Source organism: Flagellimonas pelagia (assembly GCF_003584135.1).
Taxonomy (GTDB): Bacteria; Bacteroidota; Bacteroidia; order Flavobacteriales; family Flavobacteriaceae; genus Flagellimonas; species Flagellimonas pelagia.
The window spans coordinates 124,618-150,255 of sequence record NZ_QXFI01000033.1 but is presented as its reverse complement, the minus strand read 5'-3'; the positions used below and the strand labels follow the sequence as shown (position 1 = coordinate 150,255).

General features: G+C 43.1%; 24 protein-coding genes. 20 read left to right on the top strand and 4 right to left on the bottom strand.

Going from position 1 to position 25,638, the window contains the following annotated elements:
• The first annotated feature begins 14 nt into the window (after positions 1-14).
• From D2V05_RS14795 to D2V05_RS14760, 8 genes are all read left to right on the top strand, one after another.
• Positions 15-365, top strand: a complete 351-nt coding sequence (locus tag D2V05_RS14795) for a four helix bundle protein (protein WP_119648377.1) — start codon at positions 15-17, stop codon at positions 363-365.
• Entirely contained in the window at positions 362-3,061 is a 2,700-nt protein-coding gene (gene metH, locus D2V05_RS14790; RefSeq protein ID WP_119648376.1) for a methionine synthase, read from the top strand. Before D2V05_RS14795 ends, metH begins: the two co-directional genes overlap by 4 nt.
• 3 nt (positions 3,062-3,064) lie before the next feature.
• Entirely contained in the window at positions 3,065-4,018 is a 954-nt protein-coding gene (gene metF / locus D2V05_RS14785; protein ID WP_119648375.1) for a methylenetetrahydrofolate reductase [NAD(P)H], read from the top strand.
• A 19-nt stretch (positions 4,019-4,037) separates the two neighbouring features.
• Positions 4,038-5,135: an acyloxyacyl hydrolase gene (locus tag D2V05_RS14780; RefSeq protein ID WP_119648374.1), complete on the top strand. Its 1,098-nt coding sequence runs from the start codon at positions 4,038-4,040 to the stop codon at positions 5,133-5,135.
• Positions 5,132-5,884, top strand: a complete 753-nt coding sequence (locus D2V05_RS14775; RefSeq protein WP_119648373.1) for a head GIN domain-containing protein — start codon at positions 5,132-5,134, stop codon at positions 5,882-5,884. The genes D2V05_RS14780 and D2V05_RS14775 overlap by 4 nt, the downstream gene beginning before the upstream one ends.
• An 84-nt stretch (positions 5,885-5,968) precedes the next feature.
• A complete protein-coding gene (locus D2V05_RS14770; RefSeq protein WP_119648372.1) occupies positions 5,969-7,039 on the top strand; it encodes a serine hydrolase domain-containing protein in 1,071 nt (356 codons plus the stop codon).
• A gap of 81 nt (positions 7,040-7,120) precedes the next feature.
• Positions 7,121-7,795 carry a response regulator transcription factor gene (locus D2V05_RS14765; RefSeq protein WP_119648371.1) on the top strand — a complete coding sequence of 225 codons (675 nt, stop codon included), beginning with the start codon at positions 7,121-7,123 and terminating at the stop codon, positions 7,793-7,795.
• 65 nt (positions 7,796-7,860) lie between these two features.
• On the top strand, positions 7,861-10,185 hold the full coding sequence (locus D2V05_RS14760; protein WP_119648370.1) for an outer membrane beta-barrel family protein: 2,325 nt from the start codon (positions 7,861-7,863) through the stop codon (positions 10,183-10,185).
• 8 nt (positions 10,186-10,193) lie between these two features.
• On the opposite strand, the gene D2V05_RS14755 is transcribed toward D2V05_RS14760, so the two are convergent.
• Together D2V05_RS14755 and gldA are read right to left on the bottom strand one after the other, a co-directional pair.
• Positions 10,194-11,642 carry a pyridoxal phosphate-dependent decarboxylase family protein gene (locus D2V05_RS14755; protein ID WP_119648369.1) on the bottom strand — a complete coding sequence of 483 codons (1,449 nt, stop codon included), beginning with the start codon at positions 11,640-11,642 and terminating at the stop codon, positions 10,194-10,196.
• An 81-nt stretch (positions 11,643-11,723) separates the two neighbouring features.
• Positions 11,724-12,617: a gliding motility-associated ABC transporter ATP-binding subunit GldA gene (gldA, locus tag D2V05_RS14750; RefSeq protein WP_119648368.1), complete on the bottom strand. Its 894-nt coding sequence runs from the start codon at positions 12,615-12,617 to the stop codon at positions 11,724-11,726.
• Positions 12,618-12,985: 368 nt separating this feature from the next.
• Here gldA and D2V05_RS14745 point away from each other — a divergent pair, with 368 nt between their 5' ends.
• From D2V05_RS14745 to D2V05_RS14725, 5 genes are all read left to right on the top strand, one after another.
• Positions 12,986-13,816, top strand: a complete 831-nt coding sequence (locus D2V05_RS14745) for a prephenate dehydratase (RefSeq protein ID WP_119648367.1) — start codon at positions 12,986-12,988, stop codon at positions 13,814-13,816.
• On the top strand, positions 13,813-14,955 hold the full coding sequence (locus D2V05_RS14740) for a pyridoxal phosphate-dependent aminotransferase (RefSeq protein ID WP_119648366.1): 1,143 nt from the start codon (positions 13,813-13,815) through the stop codon (positions 14,953-14,955). The genes D2V05_RS14745 and D2V05_RS14740 overlap by 4 nt, the downstream gene beginning before the upstream one ends.
• A gap of 3 nt (positions 14,956-14,958) precedes the next feature.
• Positions 14,959-15,819 (top strand): prephenate dehydrogenase, encoded by an 861-nt coding sequence (locus tag D2V05_RS14735; RefSeq protein WP_119648365.1) that lies wholly within the window; start codon positions 14,959-14,961, stop codon positions 15,817-15,819.
• Between the two features lie 8 nt (positions 15,820-15,827).
• Positions 15,828-16,910, top strand: a complete 1,083-nt coding sequence (locus D2V05_RS14730; RefSeq protein WP_119648364.1) for a bifunctional 3-deoxy-7-phosphoheptulonate synthase/chorismate mutase type II — start codon at positions 15,828-15,830, stop codon at positions 16,908-16,910.
• Between the two features lie 128 nt (positions 16,911-17,038).
• The gene (locus D2V05_RS14725) at positions 17,039-17,713 is read left to right on the top strand and encodes a head GIN domain-containing protein (protein WP_119648363.1); all 675 of its coding nucleotides are present in this window, start codon (positions 17,039-17,041) and stop codon (positions 17,711-17,713) included.
• A 53-nt stretch (positions 17,714-17,766) separates the two neighbouring features.
• Here the strand turns inward: D2V05_RS14725 and D2V05_RS14720 are convergent, their stop codons facing one another.
• On the bottom strand, positions 17,767-18,405 hold the full coding sequence (locus D2V05_RS14720; RefSeq protein ID WP_119648362.1) for a DUF2756 domain-containing protein: 639 nt from the start codon (positions 18,403-18,405) through the stop codon (positions 17,767-17,769).
• A 147-nt stretch (positions 18,406-18,552) separates the two neighbouring features.
• On the bottom strand, positions 18,553-18,993 hold the full coding sequence (locus D2V05_RS14715) for a hypothetical protein (protein ID WP_119638721.1): 441 nt from the start codon (positions 18,991-18,993) through the stop codon (positions 18,553-18,555).
• Positions 18,994-19,088: 95 nt separating this feature from the next.
• Here D2V05_RS14715 and rsgA point away from each other — a divergent pair, with 95 nt between their 5' ends.
• The 7 genes from rsgA to D2V05_RS14680 all read left to right on the top strand — a co-directional run bounded on the left by rsgA (position 19,089) and on the right by D2V05_RS14680 (position 25,536).
• The gene (rsgA, locus tag D2V05_RS14710) at positions 19,089-20,027 is read left to right on the top strand and encodes a ribosome small subunit-dependent GTPase A (RefSeq protein ID WP_119648361.1); all 939 of its coding nucleotides are present in this window, start codon (positions 19,089-19,091) and stop codon (positions 20,025-20,027) included.
• Positions 20,027-20,479 carry a D-aminoacyl-tRNA deacylase gene (gene dtd, locus D2V05_RS14705; protein ID WP_119648360.1) on the top strand — a complete coding sequence of 151 codons (453 nt, stop codon included), beginning with the start codon at positions 20,027-20,029 and terminating at the stop codon, positions 20,477-20,479. The genes rsgA and dtd overlap by 1 nt, the downstream gene beginning before the upstream one ends.
• Positions 20,479-20,805 carry a nucleotide pyrophosphohydrolase gene (locus D2V05_RS14700; protein ID WP_119648359.1) on the top strand — a complete coding sequence of 109 codons (327 nt, stop codon included), beginning with the start codon at positions 20,479-20,481 and terminating at the stop codon, positions 20,803-20,805. Before dtd ends, D2V05_RS14700 begins: the two co-directional genes overlap by 1 nt.
• Before the next feature lie 69 nt (positions 20,806-20,874).
• Positions 20,875-22,104 (top strand): 3-phosphoshikimate 1-carboxyvinyltransferase, encoded by a 1,230-nt coding sequence (locus D2V05_RS14695; RefSeq protein WP_119648358.1) that lies wholly within the window; start codon positions 20,875-20,877, stop codon positions 22,102-22,104.
• An 87-nt stretch (positions 22,105-22,191) separates the two neighbouring features.
• Positions 22,192-23,241 carry a tRNA preQ1(34) S-adenosylmethionine ribosyltransferase-isomerase QueA gene (queA, locus tag D2V05_RS14690; RefSeq protein WP_119638726.1) on the top strand — a complete coding sequence of 350 codons (1,050 nt, stop codon included), beginning with the start codon at positions 22,192-22,194 and terminating at the stop codon, positions 23,239-23,241.
• 73 nt (positions 23,242-23,314) lie between these two features.
• Positions 23,315-24,355, top strand: coding sequence for a dual-specificity RNA methyltransferase RlmN (rlmN, locus tag D2V05_RS14685; RefSeq protein ID WP_119648357.1), 1,041 nt, complete (start codon positions 23,315-23,317; stop codon positions 24,353-24,355).
• Between the two features lie 206 nt (positions 24,356-24,561).
• Entirely contained in the window at positions 24,562-25,536 is a 975-nt protein-coding gene (locus tag D2V05_RS14680) for a polyprenyl synthetase family protein (RefSeq protein WP_119638728.1), read from the top strand.
• Positions 25,537-25,638: the final 102 nt, after the last annotated feature.

The following is a 25,638-nucleotide window of genomic DNA, read 5'->3' as shown; positions in this document are numbered from 1 at the left end:
TGGAAATCAAAGTTATGGATTACAAAGAATTGGATGTTTGGTTGCAAGTAAGAGGATTGGTCAAAGAAGTGTATGAGCTTTCAGGGACTTTTCCGAAGGAAGAGCAGTTTTCCCTTACTTCCCAATTAAGAAGATCTATTGTTTCTGTATCTTCTAACATTGCAGAAGGATGTGGAAGACAAACAGCTAAGGAAACCATACATTTTTTACATATTGCTAGAGGTTCACTATACGAAGTTGAAACTCAAATTATACTTGCGAAGGATTTGAATCTTACAATTGCCAGTATTGATGAAATTCTTGGAGAAATTGAAAGAGTTAAAAAATTGTTGAACGGATTCATCAACTATCATAAAAAGTTATGAGTATTATCAGCGAACAACGGACAACGAACAACCAAGAACATTTTTTGCGTTTATCAGGTCTTGAGCCCTTGATCGTTACCCCTGAAAGTAATTTCATCAATGTGGGGGAACGTACCAATGTGGCAGGTTCCAAGATATTTCTAAGGCTCATTAAAGAAGAAAAGTTTGATGAAGCCTTGGCCATTGCCCGTAACCAAGTAGAAGGTGGGGCGCAGATTATCGACGTGAATATGGACGATGGTCTCATCGATGGAAAAGAAGCTATGGTCAAATTCTTGAACTTGATTGTTTCCGAACCCGACATTGCCCGGGTACCCATCATGATCGATAGCTCCAAATGGGAGATCATAGAGGCAGGTCTTCAAGTGGTGCAGGGCAAATGCGTGGTGAATTCCATCAGTTTGAAGGAAGGTGAGGAACAATTTATCCATCATGCTAAATTGATCAAGCGATATGGTGCTGCGGTCATCGTGATGGCTTTTGATGAAGTAGGTCAGGCAGATAATTACGAGCGCAGGATCGAAATCGCAAAGCGTTCCTACGACATTTTGGTGAATAAAGTAAAGTTTGCCCCCGAGGACATCATCTTCGATTTGAATATTTTTCCTGTGGCAACCGGGATGGAGGAACACCGCCGCAACGCCATCGATTTTATCGAAGCCACCCGATGGGTCCGAACTAATTTGCCGTATTGCAGTGTTAGCGGTGGGGTGAGCAATGTTTCCTTTTCGTTCCGTGGAAATAATACCGTCCGTGAGGCCATGCATTCAGCGTTTTTGTACCATGCCATTAAAGCAGGTATGAACATGGGAATCGTTAACCCGACCATGTTGGAGGTCTATGATGATATTCCCAAAGATTTGCTGGAGCATGTAGAGGATGTGTTGTTGAACAGACGGGAGGATGCCACCGAACGTTTATTGGAGTTTGCCGAGACCGTGGTTGGGACGGCCAAGGAAGCCAAGGTGGATTTGTCGTGGAGGCAAGAACCGCTTCAAGACCGGATTACCCGTGCTTTGGTAAAGGGGATAGACCAATACATTGTTGAAGATGTGGAGGAAGCCCGACTTCAGGCCGATAGACCTTTGGAAGTGATAGAGGGCAATTTGATGACTGGGATGAATGTGGTCGGTGACTTGTTCGGAAGCGGAAAGATGTTCTTGCCCCAAGTGGTAAAATCCGCAAGGGTAATGAAAAAGGCCGTGGCGTATTTAACTCCTTTTATCGAGGAATCCAAGGATCAGAACACCAAGGCGGCAGGAAAAATATTGATGGCTACCGTAAAGGGCGATGTGCATGACATTGGAAAGAACATCGTAAGTGTGGTTTTGGCCTGTAACAATTATGAGATTGTGGATTTGGGTGTGATGGTGCCACCGGAAAAGATCATCAACAAGGCGAAGGAAGAACAAGTGGATATTATCGGTCTCAGTGGCTTGATTACCCCATCCTTGGATGAAATGGTTTTCTTGGCCAAGGAAATGGAACGCCAAAACTTCCAGGTGCCCTTATTGATTGGTGGCGCTACCACAAGTAAGGCCCATACAGCGGTGAAAATAGACCCACAATACAGTCATTCGGTGGTTCATGTAAACGACGCATCCCGGGCCGTGACCGTAGTCGGAGACTTGTTGCAAAAGGAAACTTCGGCTACGTACAAGAAAAACATCAAGTTGGATTACGAGAGTTTTCGGGACAAGTTTTTGAATCGTGGCAAGCAAAAGGAATATTTGACCTTGGAAGAGGCTCGGGCCAATAAATTGCAGATTGACTGGAATCCGTCCGACATCAAAAAACCAAAGCAATTGGGCATTGAGGTGTTGGAAGATTTTGATTTGAAGCTGCTAATGGATTATATTGATTGGACCCCGTTTTTCAGAAGCTGGGACCTACATGGCAAGTATCCGGATATTTTGACCGATGAGGTGGTAGGCAAACAAGCGACCGAACTTTTTAAGGATGCCCAGGAACTATTGAAAAAGGTTTTGGATGAAAAGTTGTTGAAAGGCAAGGCCATTTTTGGATTGTTCCCGGCCAATCAAATTGATGAAGATGATATTGAAGTTGAAAATAATGGCGAAACATTCATTTTTAGAACACTTCGTCAACAATTGAAAAAGAGGGAAGGGGTGCCGAACATCGCCTTGGCAGATTTTATTGCGCCTAAAACATCGGGAATTCAGGATTATATGGGTTTTTTCTGTGTAAGTACCGGTTTTGGGACCCAAGAATTGGCCACAGATTTTGAAAACAAGCATGACGACTACAATTCCATCATGATAAAAGCTTTGGCCGATCGTTTGGCAGAAGCATTTGCGGAATATCTACACAAAGAAGTGAGAACAACATATTGGGGGTATGCCCAGAATGAAAACTTGGACAATTCGGCCCTTATCGATGAAAAGTATCAAGGAATCCGTCCAGCCCCCGGTTATCCAGCATGTCCGGACCATTTGGAAAAATTGACCATTTGGGAATTGTTGGATGTGGAGGAAAAAATCGGGGTAAAATTAACGGAGAGTTTGGCCATGTGGCCAGCAGCCAGCGTTAGTGGGTATTATTTTGCTCATCCACAGGCCAAATATTTTGGTTTGGGTAAGATGACCGAAGATCAAGTAGCCGATTTTGCAAACAGAAAAGGAATAACTTTGGAGGAAGCCCAAAAGTGGCTGGCTCCCAACATAGCAGACGATTAACCAATGAAGATAACGGACCACATAAAAAAGGCCAAAGGGGATACCTTGTTCAGTTTTGAGATTGTACCACCGGTAAAGGGGAAAAGTATACAAGAACTCTATAGGAACATCGATCCATTGATGGAGTTTAAGCCACCCTTTATTGATGTTACCACCTCGCGTGAAGAATACATTTACAAGGAGAAAGACGGATTGTTGGACAAAAAACTGACCCGTACTCGCCCAGGAACCCTAGGAATCTGCGCTTCTCTAAAGCATAAATATGATGTGGATACCGTTCCTCATGTACTGTGTGGCGGTTTTACCAGGGAGGAGACTGAGTATCTTTTGGTGGACTGTCAGTATTTGGAAATTGAAAACGTAATGGCATTGAGAGGAGATGCCAGAAAAGAAGAAAAATATTTTATTCCCACTCAGGGAGGTCATCAATATGCTGCCGAGTTGGTGAAACAAATCCATGACATCAACCAAGGCAACTATTTACATGAAGTCATTGAGGGTCATGAAATGGGTGATTTCTGCATTGGTGTGGCCGGGTACCCTGAAAAACATATGGAAGCCCCTTCCCTTCAATCTGATTTGAAACGGTTAAAAGAAAAAGTGGATTTGGGAGCCGATTACGTGGTGACCCAAATGTTCTTCGACAATAAAAAATTCTTTGCTTTTGTGGAGGCAGCTCGCGAAATGGGAATTGATGTGCCGATCATTCCAGGTATTAAGCCGATTGCGGTCAAGCAACACCTACAATTGTTGCCTCAGGTATTTCGAGTGGACATCCCGCAAGATTTGATCGAAGCCGTGGAAGGTTGTAAGACCAATCAGGATGTTCGGAAAGTTGGGGTAGAATGGGCCATTCAGCAATCCAAAGAGTTGAAGGCTGCTGGCGTTCCTGTGCTGCATTATTATTCCATGGGAAAATCGGATAATATCAAAGACATAGCCAAGGAGGTGTTTTAATTTCCTACTTTAGTGCCCCATGAGGTACCTACTTTGCCTGAATTTCGCCCTGTTTTCATTTTTTGGATTTTCCCAGAGTAGGGAAGTACCCAAAAAGTTCGTGTTGGATGCCCATCAGTTTTATGGCTCTATTCTGTTGCACAACCCTGATATTTCCCACTTGATTACGGAACATCCAGGTGGTCTGATTTTGGGTGTTAGTCGAAAGACTTATGGCGATAAGGAATGGGAGGCCGATTTTGGTTATCCCGATACAGGTTTCACCTTCGTGTATCAAAATACCAATAATGCCACCCTAGGGGAACACTTTGGTCTGTACGGACACTATAATTTTTATTTTTTCAAAAGGAATCTTCAGTTGCGTGTAGCCCAAGGACTGGCTTACAATACCAATCCGTACGATAAAAATGAAAATTTCAGGAACAACGCCTACGGGAGCCATATTTTGAGCAGTACCACATTAATGTTCAATTACCATCAAAGAATTGTTTCAGGTTTGGGATTGGATGCAGGTCTGGCGTTTATCCATTATTCCAATGCCAATTTTAAGGCACCCAATACCTCTACCAATACCTTTGCCCTCAATTTTGGGATTACTTACGAACTGGACAGCGATACAACGTATGAATACTTGCATCCTGAATCTACGGGTTTGATCACAGAACCGATTCGGTATAACCTGGTTTTGCGTGGTGGTGCCAATGAAAGTGATGTGATCAATATGGGGCGATATGGGTTTGTCATAGTTTCAGCTTATGCCGACAAACGATTGGGCAAACGAAGTGCCATTCAATTGGGAACCGATGTTTTCTTTTCCAATTTTTTAAAAGAATTGATTCGATACCAGTCCATATCTTTTCCAGAATTGGACGTGGATCCCGATACCGATTATAAGCGAGTTGGGATGTTTTTGGGACATGAACTCTTTGTGAACAAGATGAGCGTCGTGGCCCAATTGGGGTATTATGTGTACTATCCTTTTGATTTTGAAGGACGAATGTACAACCGAATTGGGATGAAACGGTATTTTGGGGATAAAATCTTCGGAGCCATCACATTAAAGTCCCATGGTGCCAAGGCAGAGGCAGTTGAATTAGGAATTGGAGTTCGTTTATGAAAAGGAAATGGTTGACATATCTGTTTTTGCTCTTCATAGCCTGCAACGGGGATAATGTTCCCGATTGCTTTCAAAATGCGGGGGATTTGGTCCGTGTGCCTGTAGATGTTCCAGAGTTTACCACCATGACCGTTTTTGAAAACGTGAAAGTAGTACTGAAACAAGGGGATGAACAATCGGTGGAAATCGAAACCGGTGAGTATTTGCTCGATGATGTTTCCGCCGAGGTAGAAGATGGGCGATTGATCCTTCGCAATGAAAACAGCTGCAATTATGTGAGGGAATACGGTCTGACCACAGTTTATGTGACTTCCCCAAATATCACTGAAATTAGAAGCAGTACAGGTTTGCCCATAACTAGCGATGGGGCATTGGATTATCCAAGTATCTCCCTTATATCTGAAAGCTATACCAATCCGGAAACCGAGACTACGGATGGTTCATTTGATTTGGAGATGAATTCAACTACCGTAAGTATTGTGGTAAACGGTATTGCGTATTTTAAATTGAGAGGTCTCACCACCAATCTTAATGTAACCGTTGCCGCTGGGGATTCCAGGATCGAAGCCGAAGATTTGGTAGCAAATGCAGTTTCCATCAATCATAGGGGCACTAATGATGTCTATGTAAATCCCCAACAGCGCATCAGTGGTGTCATTAGGGGAACAGGGGATGTGATCAGTGTCAATAGACCTCCAGAGGTTGATGTGGAAGAATTGTACAATGGCCGACTCATTTTCCAAGATTGAGGAGATCCCCGTCCAAACTATGACATAAATCCATAGAATCCAGTGGATTTCTAGGTACCTTTGAAGTATCAAAATCAGATTCGTTTGAAAGGTCTTTTCCCCTTTATTAAGTGTCTGTTTTCTCCCTACCCAAAGGTCAAATCGCTGGATGGGCTTTCTGGGATTGAAAAAGCCGATGCCCAGTTCCATAATCTGGTGGCCGAAAAAAAAGTACCTGGATTGGGTGTCACCATTTTGGACAAAGGGGAAATCATACTCCAAAAGGGATATGGCTTTGCCCATTTGGAGGATAGATCTCGAATTGATCCCAAACATACCATTTTTAGGATTGCCAGTATTTCCAAATGTATCACGGCATTGGCCTTAGGCAAAATGATGGAGGAATGTTTAATCGATTTGGATGCTTCATTTTACAAGTACGTGCCCTACTACCCCAAGAAGGAATACGATTTTACGTTACGACAATTAGCCGGACATACGGCCGGGATTCGCGGTTACAGGGGAAAGGAATTTGCCCTGAACCAAGATTTTTGCATCAAGAACAGCATTGAGGTATTTCAAAAAGACCCTTTGGAATTTGAACCAGGTAAAGGGTATCTCTACAATAGTTTCGATTTTGTACTCCTTTCACTGGCCATGCAAGAAGCCTGTGGCATTCCGTTCCAAAATTATGTGCAAGAAAAGGTATTGGTTCCCTTGGAATTGAACGCCACTTTTACTGCAGAACATAACCATTTCAAAACCGCCAGTTTTTATACCAAACGATCCTTGTGTTTCAAAAAAGCCGTTGAGGTGAACAATGCTTATAAACTGGCAGGAGGCGGATTTCTCTCCACCAGCGATGATATTGCCCAACTCGGCCAAGCCATTTTAGAACGCAAGTTGCTGAAAAAGGAAACATATGACCAATTATTGACTTCCCAAACTGTAAATGGCAAGCCCACCTATTATGGATTGGGCTTTCAGGTGAGCCGAGATGCGGCGGGAAGAGAATTTGTGGGACATGTGGGCAACAGCGTGGGGGCTTATACCAATCTTTTTATCTATCCGAAGGAAGAAAAAGTAGTTTCTATCTTGATCAATTGTACCGATCCCAAGGTGCAACCATTTTTGGATGAGGCCATTGATGCTGCATTGGATTTGGGAACTTCATGATTTTTGTTGAAATTTATTCAAAATAGACTACCGATCTTGAGGTGTTTGCATTATTTCGTTCCGCTTTTCTTCCTGCTGCTGATGGGAAGTCTCCACGCCGGGGAAAGTTTTTCTTTTGGAACGGAAATGGCCTCGACCGATAGTGTCCAAGATAGTTTAAGCTCCAGGGAATGGAAGAAATTCAAATCTTTTGAGACCAAACTGCAATCCTCCCAACTGTCAAAAACAGATAAGGAAAACCAATTGACAGGGTATGCCCGGGACTCGTTGAATATTTTACGGGTGAAGCTTGTGGCCATCAAGGTTTTGGAGGAGAAAAATCTTTTGAACAGGGATATCGCCGAAAATACCTCGTACTATACCACACTGTTGGAAAAACTGAAAGAAAGCGAGATTCCGCCCACAGAATACCTTTTTTTGGAAGAAAAGCTGGCATACTTGAACCAGGAAGCCTTGAACGGGAGTTTGCAACTAAGTAGGTGGATGAACATTGGCTTGGTGGTACTTGTCGCATTTCTGGGCTACATGCTGTTTCAGCAAAGAAAAAGGCAGGACAAAACCATTTTGCCCGAACTCAGCAAACAGGAAACCATGGTGCGCAACCTGATCTTACAGGGCAAAAGCAATAAGGAAATCGCCAATGAACTTTTTATAAGCTTGAGCACAGTAAAGAGCCATATTACCAGCATCTATGGTAAATTGAACATATCCAATAGGCGGGAACTCCTCGAAAATAGTACGGGTGCTAGCACCTAATTCAGACCAATTGGGCTTTTTGTAGGCCTGTTTACCCTCTTAATTTGTTTCAAAATTGAACGGTTTTGAAACATCTACTCTGGTTTTTTCTCGTGTGTTACCTTTCCGCATTTGGTCAAGAACAATTCATTTTAAAAGGAAAAGTTTTTGATGGTCAAGATAGGCCCATACCTATTGGTGATGTTTTGTTGTTCGATGCAAACAAAGAAAACCTAATTGCGTACACCACTTTGGTTGACGGGTTGTTCGTGTTGGATAAGGTGACCGAAGGGGAATTTTGGCTGGAAGTATCTGCTTTGGGATATAAAAAGCACTCTCAAAAAGTGAACATGGTAGAAAACCTAGAAGTATCCATACAGCTTGAAGAAGAAGTGACCGAACTGGACGATGTAGAGGTAACAGCGTTGAAGAACCCAATCACCAATGCCAACGGCAATTTGAAGATTGATGTGCAGAACCCCATTTTTTCGTCCATAGTAGACCCCTTGGAAGTGCTTTCCAAGCTGCCCAATATTCAAATTTCACCGGACAGGGAGTCCATTTCCGTCATTGCAAGGGGAGCCCCACTGATTTATCTGGGGAACCAGCGCATAACCTTGGATGAATTTTTGGGACTGTCGGTAGATAGCATGGAAAGCATAGAACTCATCAATAATCCATCGTCCAAATATGAAGCGGAGGGGCAGGCCGTGATTGTGGTTCGCCTCAAAAAGAATACGGACAAAGGGGCTATGTTAAGCCTCGGTGAAATGCTGTCCTTCCGGCAAAACACCAACAATTATCTAAGTTCCAACGGAAGTTTTTCCAATGGAAAATGGAACTTACGTGGCAATCTCAATTACAATGTAATTGGACAATGGGAAAGCAATACATTTGCGTTTGCCATTCCTGAGGAGGACATTTATTCGGATTACCTGGTGCTCATTCCAGATAACCACAGGGTACAGGTAAACACGGGCCTGGGGTTCTATTATCCCATGAACGATAATGATTACGTGTCTTTCAATACCACGTATCGATTACAGACCGATGATGCCGATTTTGAAACGATCACTTTCGTTCAGGATGGAACCGAAGAGGAAGAAGTGCTGTCCGAACCCAAGAACGATAACCGTCGACATTATTTCAGCGGCAACTTTAATTTCAATAAAAAGATAGCTGCTGATTGGAACCTGTTCACGGGAATCCAATATTCTTCCTTCACCCAAAAATTGGATACCGATATTTTCAACAATTATAATGATGAAGGATTTTCTTTGGAGCAATCCAGGTACCAGGAATACCAAATAGGGTCTCTGGCTGCTCGCATAGATATAGAACATACGGTTTCCGAACATGTAAAAAGCGAATTTGGAGTGAGTTGGAACGAAGCGCGGGCCAATGCATATTCCAATATGCTGCAATTGGACCCGCAACAAGAATTGGCCATTGATTATAATTATGATGAAAAGTTGTATGCTGCCTACTTGAACTTTAGTTCAAATCTTACTGACAAACTGGATGCGAACATTGGAGCTCGGGTGGAACACAATGAAGTAAACGGCACCCTGAACAATGAAACCAGTCCTGCAATCAATAGAAAAAACACCAAAATTTTCCCGAAGGCTGGCCTCAATGTAAAGGTGGACAGCACCAAGACCCTTTCGTTAAACTATTCCCGAAACATTACCAGGCCTGATTTTTCCCGTACAAGCTCCGTTTCGGTTTTCATCAACCCGTTTTTGGAATCTACCAACAACATTAATCTATTGCCCACCATTACCCAACGGATCTCTTCCAACCTGCAATGGAAAAACAAGTCCTTTTTTCTGGAAGTGTATCAAAAGGAAAATCCATCATATTATGCCATCAGTTATGAGCCGATGGATACGATAGCGACTTTATCACCGATCAACCTGGAAAAGGAATCTGGTTTTTATGTGGGGGTCACCTTGCCGTTTTCCTATAAGATATGGACATCCACTACTTCCGTGAGCTTTAATTACAATAAAAACAAAGATGCATCTGCCATTTTGACCACGGCCAAACCCTTTCTATATGCCTATGCGGACCAACAATTAAAGGTGGCCAAGGATACCATTGTTTCTTTCGGGGGATGGATGATGACGGAGCGCAACGAAGGGGTGTATACCAGAAATGCCATGCTGGTACTCAACGCTTCGGTCACAAAAACTTTTTTTGACAAGCTCCAATGTGCCATCCGTTTGAACGATATCACCAAAGCGATGAATTTTGAAGAAAGTTATGCCATCAACGGGGTGGAGGCCAACGGAACCTATTTTGCCGATGCCAGGGAAATTGCTTTTTCGATGAAATATACATTTGGGGACAACGCCTCATCCAAGTTCAAGAACAAGGATGTGGATGATAATTTGGACCGGATTAAATAGAGAATAAATCAGCTTATGGCTATCTGCTCCTCAATTTCCAGGGCAAAGGTTTTACAGAGATCCAAAGTTTCCGTTACATCATCCATAGTCGTTCTGGGATTGATCAAGCACATCCGCAACACCACCTGATCGTTAAGGATGGTGGTGACCAGCAACGCCTTTCTGGATTCCACTACTTTATGGGAAATGTATTGGTTGATCTGGTCCAGTTCTTTCTCGCTGTAATGTTGCTTGATGGGATTGTACCTAAAATTGATGACCGCCAAAGTGGCCGGGAACACTACTTCCCAGCTTTTGCTGCCCCTCAATAGGTTTTCCACCTCTTCCGCCAGGTCGATATTGTAGGAAATGGCATCCCGAAATTCCTTTAGACCAAAAGTTTTTAAGGACATGTAAAACTTGAGCGCCCTGAACCTTCGGGTAAGTTGGATACCGTGGTCATAAAAATTGATCTCGGATGTGTTCCCTTCAATATCGCGAAGATATTCTGGTTTTTCGGTGAAGGTATGGCTAAGATGTTTGTGGTTTCGGACCAACAGGCATCCCATCTCATACGGTTGGTAGAACCATTTGTGTGGATCAACGGTTAGTGAATCGGCTTTTTCAATGCCTTTCAGCATGTGTTTGCCCTTGGCAGATAAAATAGCTGCACCGCCATAAGCACCATCAATATGGAACCAAATATCTTCCTTTTTGCAGATGCTGGCCAATTCTGGTAACGGGTCAACAGTACCGGTGTTGGTCGTTCCTGCGGAAGCGATAAGGCAGAAAGGGTGCAAACCTTCCAATCGGTCTTTGGCGATACAATTTTTCAGTTTGTTCAGCGCAAACTTGAACTCATTGTCCGTAGGAATGATCCGGATCTGTTCCTTTTTGAATCCCAAGACCCTAATGGCCTTGATGTTGGAAGAATGTGCCTGATCGGACAGATAGATGATCGCTTTGGAAAAGTCGTCCCCACATTTGATCCTTCGGGCCGTTGCCACAGCAGTGAGGTTGGCCATGGAGCCTCCACTAGTGAAAATACCTCCACCTTTTTTCTTCGGAAAACCAAAGATTTTCAACAACCACTGAATGGTCACGATTTCCAATTCCGCAGCGGCAGGACCAATGGACCATCCACCAGAAAAAATATTATACCCCGTGGCCAAAGCGTCTGCCATGACACTGACGTAGTTACTGGGACCCGGGACAAAGGAAAAAGACCTAGGGTGGGCCATGTTGGCACTATTGGTCATCACTTTTTCGAGGACGAATTCCAAAACTTTTGAGGCATCCATGCCACTTTCTGGGGCTTCTTCCAAAAACAGGTTGTCCATCTCTTCCCGGGAACCAAATGCGACGGGGAATTTTTCATGTTGGGTATGATGGTGTTCCACAATGGCATCGACGATCTGGTAGCCGTACTTTTGCATTTCCTCTTTGGAAAGTTCCAACCGGGCTTTGTTCTGCTTCATAGGTCCATAATGCTTTGGCCGCAAAAATACCATATTTGTTGCGGTTTTAGGCTGATTTTTGAAAGGGTATCCCTCGAAAATCTAAGAAGTAAGTTCGGTGAAAAGACTCTCCAGGTTTTTGTTCTTTCGACTGAGTTGAAGGGTTTTCAATTGGTTGTCGTGTGCAAAATCGAAAACGGCGGGGCGCATATCGCTCGTAGTATTGAAGGTAAGCTCATACACAAATCCCCCGGTGTTGGTCACTTTGGAAGCATGGGGCAGTTGCTGTAGCAATTGCTCTTCCACACGATAATCGAACTCCACTTCAATAATCTGTTCCTCGGCTTCACGGAGTTCTTCCAATTTTTTATCGGCCACCAATTGTCCTTTATTGATGATGATGACCCGATCGCATACGGCTTCCACCTCTTTCATGATGTGGGTGGATAGGAGGATGGTCTTTTCCTTGCCAATTTCACGGATCAATTTGCGTATTTCGATGAGTTGGTTGGGGTCAAGCCCTGTGGTAGGCTCATCCAAGATCAAAACCTCGGGATCATGAAGGAGTGCCGCGGCCAAACCAACACGCTGCCGGTATCCTTTGGATAGTTGTCCAATTTTTTTGTGGCACTCTGGCGTAAGTCCTGTTTTTTCAATGACCTCCTCGATCTTCGACTTGGGCACGTGGTACACATCGGCATTGAAAGCGAGGTATTCCTTCACGTACATTTCCAAATACAATGGGTTGTGTTCAGGTAGGTAACCGATACTTTTTTGCACATCCCGTTCAGCGTTCAACACATCGAACCCATTTACTTCCGCATCGCCACTATCCGCCTTGTAATAGGTGGTCAAGATTCGCATCATGGTGGATTTACCTGCCCCATTGGGACCTAAAAAACCTACTACTTCGCCCTTTTTGATGGAGAAGGATACATTGTTCAACGCTTTTTGGGGACCGAAGGTTTTGGTGATGTTCTGAACGGTGATGGACATTCAACTGGATTTAGTTGTTCAAAAATACACTTTTAGAAATATCGTTGACAACACTTGATGTAATAGTACCAGTTTTTGGACAATCGGTTTAAGGACATGTAAATTCTTAAAAAAGATGGTTTTCTACATGGTAAAATGCAACGAAATCTTCCAATTTGAAAAAAATCAAAAAAAAATTAAGGAAAGCTGTTGTTTTCGGATGGATTGGCTAAATTAGCCGAGATTTTATTACGAGATGACAAATACGTATTTCTGGAACGGTTTCTATTTTTACTTCTTTTTTAAGAGAGGTACGGGACTGTTGTGAATGCGTTTAAAGTATAACCAATACATAAAGTCCCGATTTAAATCGGGACTTTTTTTTTGCAATGGGTTTAAAAATAGCCATTCAGGGAATTAAGGGTTCCAACCACCATAAGGTGGCCACGGATTTTTTTGGAAACGACATCGAATTATTGGAATGCAGTTCTTTTGATGCCATCATCGACCATTTGTTGACCGGGACGGCGGACAAGGGTGTTATGGCCATTGAAAATTCCATAGCGGGTTCCATCATCCCCAATTATAATCTGGTATACCACAACAAAATCCACGTGATCGGGGAGCATTATCTGAACATTCACCATCATCTTATGGTACTCAAGGGTAGGACTTTTGAGGACATCAAAGAGGTTCATTCCCATCCCATGGCCTTGTTACAATGTAAGGAATTTTTTAGGGCCCATCCCCACATCAAATTGGTGGAAAGTGTAGATACGGCCGAGACTGCCAAACGTATAAAAGAAGGTAGATTGGCTAATATTGCTGCCATTGCTCCAAAAATGGCTGCAGATCTATACGATTTGGATATTATTGCTTCCGAAATCCAGACCATTAAGAATAATGCTACCCGTTTTATTATTCTAAAGAAGCAGAATAAGGTACTGCCAAAAGGAGAAATTAATAAAGCTTCGGTACGTTTTATAACCGACCACAAAAGGGGGAGTTTGGCGACAGTTCTAAATGTGATGAGCGATTGCAATTTGAACCTAACCAAAATCCAATCCTTGCCTGTTATAGAAACACCATGGAAGTATGCATTCTTTGTGGATGTGACTTTTGAAGAATACGATCACTTTTCCAAGGCAAAATCACTGTTGGAGATTATGTTGGAAGATTTCAAGGTATTAGGGGAATATAAAAATGCATTGTTACTATGATCACTGCAGACAGGTTACAAAGTGTACAGGAATACTACTTTTCCAAAAAATTGAGAGAGGTAAGGGGATTGGTCAACCAAGGAAAACCCATCATCAATATGGGAATCGGTAGCCCTGATCTGGCGCCATCACCAAAAGTGTTGGAAACCTTACGGGATTGCGTCACCGATGCGGGTGCCCATCAATACCAGAGTTACCAAGGATTGCCTGAACTTCGGGAGGCCATTGCCAATTTCTATCAGCAAAAATTTGGGGTAAGTGTGGATCCATCCACCGAAATTTTACCCTTAATGGGCTCCAAGGAAGGCATCATGCACATTAGCATGGCCTTTTTGAATGTTGGGGATGAAGTGTTGTTGCCCAACCCGGGATATCCTACCTATGCCTCCGTAACCAATTTGGTAGAAGCAGTACCTGTTACCTATGATTTGACAGAGGAAAATGGGTGGTTCCCAGACTTGGAGGCATTATCTCAAAAAGATTTGTCCAAAGTAAAATTGATGTGGATCAGCTACCCGCATATGCCGACGGGAGCAACCGCAACTTTGGAACAATTAAAATCCTTGGTTGCCTTTGCGAAAAAGCACAGCATTCTTTTGGTGAACGACAATCCATACAGTTTTGTTTTGTCCAATAACCCCACAAGTATTTTGTCCATTGATGGGGCAAAGGAATGCACCTTGGAACTGAATAGTTTGAGCAAAACCTTCAATATGGCCGGTTGGCGTGTGGGCATGGTCTTGGGAAATGAAGAACATATCAATGCGGTGCTCAAAGTGAAAAGCAACATGGATTCGGGAATGTTTTATGGTATTCAAAAAGGAGCCGTGGTGGCCCTACAGAGTGGCCAAGAGTGGTTTGAGCATTTGGATGAGGTATATACCCGCAGAAGGGAACTTATGTTCCAGTTGGTGGAAAAGTTGGGGTGTACTTATGATAGAAATGCGGTGGGAATGTTTGTGTGGGCCAAGCTTCTGGAAGGGTCGCTTCCTTCGGAAGAATTTATAGACCAAGTGTTGTATGATAAAGATATCTTCATTGCACCGGGAACCATTTTTGGTAGCAATGGTGAAGGCTATATTCGGTTTTCACTCTGCGTAAAGGAAGAAAAAATCAAGGAAGCCATAGCAAGATTTTAGATCATGAAGGTAGCGGTAATCGGAATAGGATTGATAGGGGGTTCTTTTGCAAGGGATGTGAAAAAATTACATCCGGAGGTCACCATTGTGGGGTTGGACAAGAACCAGACCCATTTGGATGAGGCAATTGAATTACAGATCATTGATGTAAAAGGGGATTTGGATGCTTTGGCGGATGCCGATATGGTTTATGTGAGTATTCCCGTAAATGCCATGGTGCATGAACTTCCCAAAATTTTGGATGCCGTGGGAGATGATACCCTGGTGATGGATGCAGGTTCTACCAAAAGATTGATTTGCGAAAGTGTGGCCGAACATCCCAAACGACGAAATTTTATGGCCTGCCACCCCATTGCGGGCACTGAATTTTCTGGTCCATCTGCGGCGTTGGAAGGACTATACGACGGCAAGACCATGATCATTTGTGAGGTGGAAAAAACAGCCTTCAAACTACAGGAAAGGGCCTTGGCCATTTTTCAAGCGATTGGGATGCGTATCCGTTACATGAACCCTGAGGCACATGACAAGCACATAGCCTATGTATCCCATTTATCACACATCAGTTCTTTTATGTTGGGAAAAACGGTTATCGAAAAAGAAAAGAATGAGCGTGATATTTTTGACATGGCGGGCAGTGGTTTCGAGAGTACCGTGCGCTTGGCCAAAAGCTCGCCGGATATGTGGACACCCATATTTGAACAGAACAAGGACAACGTGGTGGAGACCTTGGAAGAGTATATCCAGAACCTGACCACTTTCAAAGAGTTGATACAGAAAAATGATTTTGAAAATGTCCACTTGGAAATGAGCAATACCAATAAAATAAAACAAATACTTAAAGGAATTCCACTTACAAAAAAATAGGAAGCATTATGGAAAACAAGAAGGAAATGAGAAAATGGTTGGATGATATGAACTTGGGCCATCCACTGGTCATCGCAGGACCTTGCAGCGCCGAGACCGAAGACCAAGTACTTAAGATTGCACACCAGTTGAAAGATACCGATGTAAGTTACTATCGGGCCGGTATCTGGAAACCCCGCACCCGCCCCGGAAATTTTGAAGGCGTTGGAGCCATCGGGTTAAAATGGTTGCAAAAGGTGAAAGAGGAAACCGGATTGAAGACCGCTACCGAAGTGGCTAACCGTGCCCATGTGGATTTGGCTTTGGAATATGATGTGGATCTATTGTGGATCGGTGCCCGTTCCACTGTGAGCCCCTTCATCGTTCAAGAAATTGCAGATGCTTTGGAGGGAACCGATAAAATCGTATTGGTGAAAAACCCAGTGAACCCAGATCTTTCATTGTGGTTGGGTGCCGTGGAGCGTTTGGCTTCGGCCAATATTGAAAAATTAGGTGTGATCCACAGAGGCTTTTCCACTTATGAGAAGACCAAATACCGAAACATTCCCGAGTGGCAGTTGGCTATTGAGCTTCAAACGAAGTTTCCTGACCTTCCCATCATCAACGACCCAAGCCACATTACTGGGAAGCGAGATATGATCTTTGATGTGTCCCAAACTGCGTTGGACCTAAATTTTGATGGTCTGATGATCGAAACCCACTATGATCCAGATAATGCTTGGAGTGATGCCGCCCAACAGGTGACCCCGGAACGATTGGTGCAGATCATGAAAGATCTTCGTATCAGAAAAGAAAGCGACGAAGAAGCCGAATACAACAATAAGTTGAACAACCTTAGAACGCAAATTGATGTGTTGGACAATCAATTGATCGAGCTATTGGGCAAGCGTATGAAGGTGGCTGATGGAATCGGGGAATTGAAAAAGCAAAAGAACGTTGCCGTGTTGCAGAGCAATCGATGGAACGCTATTTTAGGAAACATGATCTTGGAAGGTGAGCAGAGAGGATTGAGTGAGGAGTTCGTGTTAAAGATGTTCAAGGCAATTCACCAAGAATCCATCAACCATCAGGAAAAAATCATCAACGCCTAATTAATAGATCCTTTTTGACGAAACTGTTTGTCTCTTCGGAAAAAAATCCGGGATGCAAACAGTTTTTTTGTTTCAGACTGTAACAATCCAGAAGTTCGGTCATCTTTCAAAAGTAAAAACACTCTATCATGAAAAAAATATACACACTCAGTCTTCTTCTGCTTCCCTTGCTTCCCTTTGCCCAACGCACCATAGATACGGAAGTTGGGGAGTTTAATGAAATCAAGGTATTTGATCTTATCGAGGTGAACTTGATACAGTCCGACGAGAACCGGATCATGATCAAAGGTTGGAACGTGGACGACATTACATGGACCAATAAGAAAGGTGTATTGAAACTCCGCATGCAGTTGGACAAAAAATTTCAGGGCGAGGATACCATGATCGAAGTCTATTATACCAATTTAGATGTGATCGATGGCAACGAAGGAGCCCAGATCACCTGTAACGAGATGGTGCAGAAGAGCAAAATTGAACTAAGGGCCCAGGAAGGTGCCAAGATCCATATAGGCATGGACGTAGATTATGCGGATATCCGAGCGGTGACCGGAGGTATTGTGGAAGCTTCTGGTTTGGCCAAGAACCAAACAGTGGTCTTAAATACTGGTGGTATTTTTGATGGAAGGGATTTAAGGACATCCACTACTGACATTAAAATATCAGCGGGAGGCGAGGCAGATGTGTTTGCTTCCGAAGCAGTGGACATTAATGTCAGGGCCGGTGGGGATGTTTATGTATATGGAAATCCAAAAACAGTGAACAAAAAAACCTTTGTAGGAGGTAGGGTTTACATCAAAGACTAATGAATTTTGAAACAAAAAAAGGCCCCTTGGTTTTTCCAAGGGGCCTTTTTAAATTAATTTTCTTTGGTATAGGCCAATCTTCGTGAAGCTTTTCGCATAAGTCTGTTAATGAGGTCATCAGGACTACTTCCAATACTACCGCTGACTTTTTTGTTGTAATTCCATAATAGAATGCCATCTTTCGCATTATGAACACTCATGTTAACGGTGGCATTATTGGTACTTCCCCAAAATCCGATGAGTAACCCCAAAGCAACTGAAGCTCCCTCAGACATGGGTTTATCTGTTTCGTAATTTCCTGAAATAATGGCGTCAACTCCAAGGATTTCTGCCAGTTCCATTGGGGTATAATCCCGAAGGTTGTTATAGTCAATGTTCTGTTTGCCCAAAATGGCATTGGAGGTATTTGGGTCTTGTATTTCAATGCGTTGCATGTCTCCTCTTTTTTTGCGTTTTAAAAACCAAGAGTACATGGCTGTTTGAATGCTTTCACCCTCAGACCTTTCAAGCCTATCCAATTGTTCATCTGTCATTTCTTTCATCTGTTTAGGCCTTAGTTTTACTTGGGTTTTAAAGGGGACCATGGCAATGATTTTATGATCTAGGGCAATCCTGTCAAAATCAGGATTTTCATAAAGATTGGTTTGGGCAAAAACAGAAATGGGCAAAAACAATAAAAGTAATTTTTTCATAAAATTTGATTTGGTTAATATTTGATGGTCAAACTAACATTATTTTTTGAAAGAAATGGATTACTTAAAAATATATTTGCCAAAAGCAGAAAACAAAAAGGCCCTTTGGATTTTTCCAAAGGGCCTTTTATTTTTTTTGGTTCTAGGTTATTTTCTAAAAATGTAGCGGGTAATAAAAATACCTTGGCCATCACCTTTACCAGCTTCACTCTCAACACCGCTTACCACAAATACCAATTCCCATCCGTTGGAAACCATATCATTGATCATAGACGTGATCATGGCGTCATTGGCTGCAATGTTCTGGAAACGGATACCTCCCAAATTGTAGAAGTTCAACAATTTGGTTTCCTCAAAATTCTTGACACGGATTTCACTCCGGTCCGATTTGTTACGGGTGTTGTCATCCTCGGTCTGTACACTGGTGAATTCCCTATAATCTTTGTCTTCAAGGGCATTGATGATTCTAGATCTACCAAGACCGTTGGGAACAATGGATTCCACGCTGGTGATTACCTTGTACTCTTGTGCGTTTGCTCCAAACGCGGCAGCTAGGGTCATCACTGCGATAAAAACGATTTTTTTCATAATAAATAAGTTAATGATTATTGATAACTGTTAACAAAGATATATGACGGAAAAGAAGGAATATTGTTTCTTTGTAACGAAAATTTGAACAAATTGTGAACGGAACTGTTTATAAATCAACGGGTAGTTGGTATACGGTAAAATCCACGGAGGGTGTGTTTTACGAATGCCGAATCAAGGGAAAGTTCCGGACCCAAGGCATAAAGAGCACCAATCCCGTGGCCGTGGGGGATCATGTAACGTTTGAATTGGAAAATGTTGGGGATGAAACGGTTGGTGTTATTTCTGAGATTGGTGAACGAAAGAATTATATCATCCGCAAATCGGTAAAACTGTCCAAACAGACTCATATCATAGCCTCCAATCTGGATCAGGTATTTTTGTTGGTCACCTTGAACAACCCCATGACCTTTACCAGTTTTATCGACCGTTTTTTGGTCACTGCCGAAGCGTATGACATTCCGGTAATCTTGTTGTTCAATAAGATGGATACCTATTCTGAGGAAGAGAGGGCAGAGGTGGCCTATCTCGTCAATCTTTATTCGAATATTGGTTATACCTGCATTCAAATGGAGGCCAAGACCGGCAAGAACGTGGACAAAGTTAAGGAATTGATGATGGGCAAGACCAGTATGTTTGCGGGGCATTCCGGTGTTGGAAAGTCTACATTGGTCAATGCTTTGGAACCAGGATTGCAGTTAAAAACGGCCGAAATATCCGAACAGCACCTTCAAGGGCAGCATACCACCACCTTTGCGGAAATGTATGACTTGTCTTTCGATGGTCGTATCATAGATACTCCTGGGATAAAAGGATTTGGCATTGTGGATATGGAAAAAGATGAGATCGGGGATTATTTTCCGGAGTTCTTTGAGTTGAAATCACAATGCAAGTTCAACAATTGTCTGCATTTGGACGAGCCCAAGTGTGCCGTGAAAGAAGCGTTGGAGCATGAGGAAATCGCATGGAGCCGATATAGAAGTTATGTGCAAATGTTGACGGGAGAGGAAGATAATCCATATAGGGAACGTTGATGAAGACAGTGATTCAAAGAGTTTCAAAGGCAAGTGTAACTGTTGATGGTCAAGTGGTCTCATCCATTGGCTACGGCCTTTTGGTATTGTTGGGCATTGAGGATGCCGATGGTAAGGAGGATATCGATTGGCTATCCCAAAAAATTGTGAACCTTCGCATTTTTAATGATGATGACGGGGTGATGAACCGTTCTGTGTTGGATACTGGGGGAGACATTATCGTGGTAAGTCAATTTACCCTGCATGCCTTGACCAAAAAAGGCAATCGACCCTCATATATCAAAGCGTCCAAACCTGAGGTGGCCATTCCCATGTACGAAAGCTTTGTGGAAAAAATAGAACAAGATCTTGGCAAAAAAGTAGGCACTGGAATTTTTGGTGCCGATATGAAAGTGGAATTATTGAACGATGGTCCTGTAACTATCACCATTGATACAAAAAATAAGGAATAATGGATATTGCAAACGCACAAAAGGCTGTTGATGAATGGATTCAAAACCATGGGGTTCGTTATTTTAACGAACTCACCAATATGGCCCAGCTTACCGAAGAGGTGGGAGAGGTGGCCCGTATCATTGCCAGACGGTATGGGGAGCAAAGTGAAAAAGAATCTGATAAGGCCAAGGACCTTGGTGAGGAACTGGCCGATGTGGTCTTTGTGGTCCTATGTTTGGCCAATCAAACGGGAATCGACCTGCAAGCTGCCTTCGACAAAAAATTGGATTTGAAGACCAAGCGGGACCACGACCGTCATCAGAATAACAAAAAGCTCAAATAAAGTTATCCCCTTAAGGGGACATTAGGGCTGTTTTTTCTAGTTTTGGAGTTCCATTCAAACCCAATAAAATTGAGACTTCAGCTTTCCGTACCATCAAATAAAAACATTCAAAAGGCAATACAGATTACGGGCTCCAAAAGTGAGACCAATCGCTCTTTATTGCTTCAGGCCCTTTTTCCGAATATTAAGATCGAAAACCTTTCCAATTCAGATGATGGGGAGGTGATGCAAGAAGGATTGTTGGTGTCAAACGGTGAGGTGGATATCCACCATGCCGGTACCGCCATGCGCTTTTTAACAGCCTATTTTGCTTCCCAAGCTGGTAAAGAAGTAGTCCTTACCGGTTCATCCAGAATGCAGGAAAGACCTATCAAGGTTTTGGTAGAGGCCCTTCGGGCCTTGGGAGCCGATATTGAATATGTAAAAAATGAAGGCTATCCTCCCTTGAAGATTATAGGGAAGAAGTTGGAGCAATCCCTAGTGTCCCTTCCTGCCAATATCAGCAGTCAATATATTTCTGCTTTGCTATTGATCGCGCCTAGCTTGAAGAACGGTCTGGAATTGGAACTAGTGGGTAAGATTACCTCCGTCCCTTACATTAAAATGACATTGGCACTCTTGGAACAAATTGGGGTGCAGGCCCATTTTGAAGGAAACCGGATAAAAGTGGAGCCAAAAAGTATGGTGGAAGACACCACTTTAGTGGTGGAATCCGATTGGAGTTCGGCCAGTTATTTTTACAGTATTGTAGCCATGTGCGAAGTGGGAACCAAGATTCAACTTTCATCCTATAAACAAAACTCGTTGCAAGGCGATAGCGTTCTGTCCAAAATATATCAGGATTTTGGAATGGAAACACAATTTGGGGAAAACACCATTATCCTTTCAAAGATAAGCGACAACCTACCTAATAAAGTCAACTATGATCTCTCCAATGCCCCTGACATTGCGCAGACCATTGCGGTGACCTGCTTGGGATTGGGCATGGGCTGTCATTTAACAGGGCTTCATACCCTTCCAATCAAGGAAACCGACCGGTTGGCTGCACTGCAAACGGAACTTTCCAAGTTTGATGCAAAGGTAGATATAGATGCAGAGAGCCTTACTTTGCAACCCACATCCAATTTAAACTTGGATGTCGCCATCGATACCTATAATGATCATAGAATGGCCATGGCCTTTGGCCCGCTTGCCATGAGAACGGATTTGATTGTAAACGATGCTGGAGTGGTTTCCAAGTCCTATCCCGATTTCTGGAAAGACCTTAAAACCCTTGGATTCGGTGTCCAGGAAATGTAAGGTTCATTTAATCACGGATTTACTTGACATCCCCTATCGCGAGGTTGTATATTTGCCCCTCTTTTAAAAAATCCAAATAAAGCATAAATGAAATTATCAAACTTCAATTTTGAATTGCCTAAGGAGCTATTGGCCGAATATCCTGCTGAAAACAGGGACGAATCCAAACTAATGGTAATCCACAGGGATTCTGGAAAAATTGAGCATAAAATGTTCAAGGACCTTATCGATTATTTTGATGAAGGGGATGTAATGGTCCTGAACAATACCAAAGTGTTTCCAGCACGTTTGTACGGTAACAAGGAGAAAACCGGAGCGCGTATCGAAGTTTTCTTGTTGCGTGAACTGAACCAAGAGCAACGTCTATGGGACGTTTTGGTAGACCCGGCCCGTAAGATCCGTATCGGGAACAAATTGTATTTTGGGGATGATGAGAGTTTGGTGGCAGAGGTAATCGATAATACCACATCAAGAGGTAGGACCCTTCGTTTTCTTTATGATGGTTCCTATACCGACTTTAGAAGAAAACTAAGGGAACTGGGTGAAACACCACTTCCTAAGTACATCAAAAGGGATGTTACCCCGGATGACGAAGAGCGTTATCAGACCATTTATGCAAAGCATGAAGGTGCAGTGGCTGCCCCAACGGCAGGACTTCACTTCTCCAAGCATCTGTTGAAGCGTTTGGAAATCAAGGGAATCGATTTTGCGGAGGTGACCTTGCACGTAGGATTGGGTACTTTCAATCCTGTGGAAGTGGAAGATTTGTCCAAGCACAAAATGGACAGTGAGGAATTGGTGATTGATGAGAAGGCCACGGAAGTGGTCAACAAGGCCAAGGCCAAGAAAAAGAAAGTCTGTGCCGTAGGTACTACTGTGATGCGTGGATTGGAAAGTGCTGTTTCTTCGGAACAAACCCTGAACACTTTTGAGGGTTGGACCAACAAGTTCATTTTTCCTCCTTACGATTTTAGCATCGCCAACTGTATGATCACCAATTTCCATTTACCTAAATCAACTTTGTTGATGATGGTATCTGCCTTTGCTGGTCACGATTTGATCAAAAAAGCATACAAACAGGCCATTTTGGAGGGGTATCGTTTTTACTCCTACGGAGATGCCATGTTAATTCTTTAATAGAACTCTTTTACCGATTAAAAATCCCGTTCGGTTAAGGACCAGCGGGATTTTTTCTTGATTATCTTTAAGTGTGGAAACCAAAAAAAAGGACATACGGGCACTGACCAAGGACCAACTCCGCAATTTTTTTGTGGAGCAAGGTGATAAGGCTTTTCGTGGTAACCAAGTCTACGAATGGCTGTGGCAAAAGTCTGCCCATTCCTTTGATGCGATGACCAATGTTTCCAAGGAAACCCGACAAATGCTGGAAGACCATTTTGTAATCAATCACATTCGGGTGGATCAGATGCAGCGCAGTTCGGATGGTACGATCAAAAATGCGGTTCGTTTGCATGATGGGTTGGTGGTGGAGTCCGTTTTAATTCCTACAGAAACCCGCACCACGGCCTGTGTTTCCAGTCAAGTGGGATGTAGTTTGGATTGTAGGTTCTGTGCCACGGCACGCATGAAACGGATGCGAAACCTCAATGCGGATGAGATCTATGATCAGGTGGTGGCCATTGACAATGAAAGCCGACTCTATCACGACCGCCCGTTGAGCAACATTGTGTTCATGGGCATGGGAGAACCTTTGATGAACTACAATAATGTATTGAAGGCCATCGAAATGATAACCTCTCCCGAAGGGTTGGGCATGTCCCCCAAACGGATTACGGTATCCACCTCCGGGGTTCCCAAAATGATCAAGAAGATGGCCGATGAAGAGGTGAAGTTTGGATTGGCCGTTTCATTGCATTCCGCCATTGACGAGGTTCGGACATCGATCATGCCCTTCAATGCCAATTTTCCCTTGAAGGATTTACGTGAGGCTTTGGAATATTGGTACAGCAAGACCAAAAATCGCATCACCTACGAGTATGTGGTGTGGAAGGGAATCAACGATACCCAAGAAGCCGTGGATGCCTTGGTCAAGTTTTGCAAATTTGCTCCGTCCAAGGTCAATTTGATCGAGTACAATCCTATTGATGATGGGGAGTTTCAGCAAGCATCCGATGCAGCTGTGTCCATGTACCAGAACACTTTGGAAAGAAATGGCATTACGGTAACCGTTCGCAGATCAAGGGGAAAGGACATTGATGCGGCCTGTGGACAATTGGCGAATAAACAATGATCAATGTACAATGGTCAATTAACAATTATCAATTGACATTGCCTTTAACCCTTCATTTTTAACCTTTTCACCTTCACCCTTACCCCAACATCAACCCCAATCATCGATACTTTTAGACCTCTGTCTTAAAACTTAAAACTTCCTACTTCATACTGTTTCATTTTCTTTATTTTTAGGCTTTCAAAACCAAACGCCAAACCAGACCGTTGAAGATAGTTTCACAGATAAGGGAGCCCATTGATCATGAGATGGAACTTTTTGAGGAGAAATTCCACAAATCCATGTCGTCCAAAGTGGCCTTGTTCAATAGGATTACCTACTATATTGTGAACAGGAAGGGAAAGCAAATGCGTCCTATGTTCGTGTTCCTTACCGCCAAGTTGCTCAATGGGGAGGTCAATGAGCGTACCTATACCGGTGCATCCATCATCGAGTTGATCCACACGGCCAGTTTGGTACATGATGATGTGGTGGATGACAGCAACAAACGGAGAGGCTTCTTTTCGATCAATGCGCTATGGAAAAACAAGATTGCTGTTCTGGTGGGCGATTTTCTTTTCTCGAAAGGACTTTTGGTCTCGCTGGAGAACAAGGACTACGATTTGCTCCATATCATTTCCAACGCGGTTAGGGATATGAGCGAGGGTGAACTGCTCCAAATCGAAAAGGCCAGGTTATTGGATATCACTGAGGAGGTCTATTATGATATCATCCGACAAAAAACAGCCACTTTGATCGCTGCCTGTTGCAGTATGGGGGCGTGTTCGGTAAGACCTGATTCCGAAGAAGTGGAAACCTTTAGAAAGTTTGGCGAGCTCTGTGGCATGGCCTTCCAGATCAAGGATGACCTTTTTGACTACGGAGCGGAAAAAATCGGTAAACCCACGGGTATCGATATCAAGGAACAGAAAATGACGCTTCCCTTGATCTATGCCCTCAACCAAAGTGACCCCGATAAGAAAAAATGGTTGATCAATTCCATCAAAAATCACAATAAGAACAAGAAAAGGGTCAAAGAGGTCATTGATTACGTAAAGCAAAAAGGCGGTTTGGAATACGCTGTGACCAAAATGTTGGAGTTTAAGGATGAAGCTTTGGCCATTTTGGACAATTACCCGGATTCCGAATACAAAAGCTCCCTTACCCTGATGGTCAACTATGTGGTAGATCGTAAGAAATGATTTTTAATTAGTTGATAATCAATTTTTTGTAAAAAATTTTAAATTTCAGGCAACTTTGCTTGATTTCTTTCCGTCTATCTAAATAGAAACACTATTGAAACC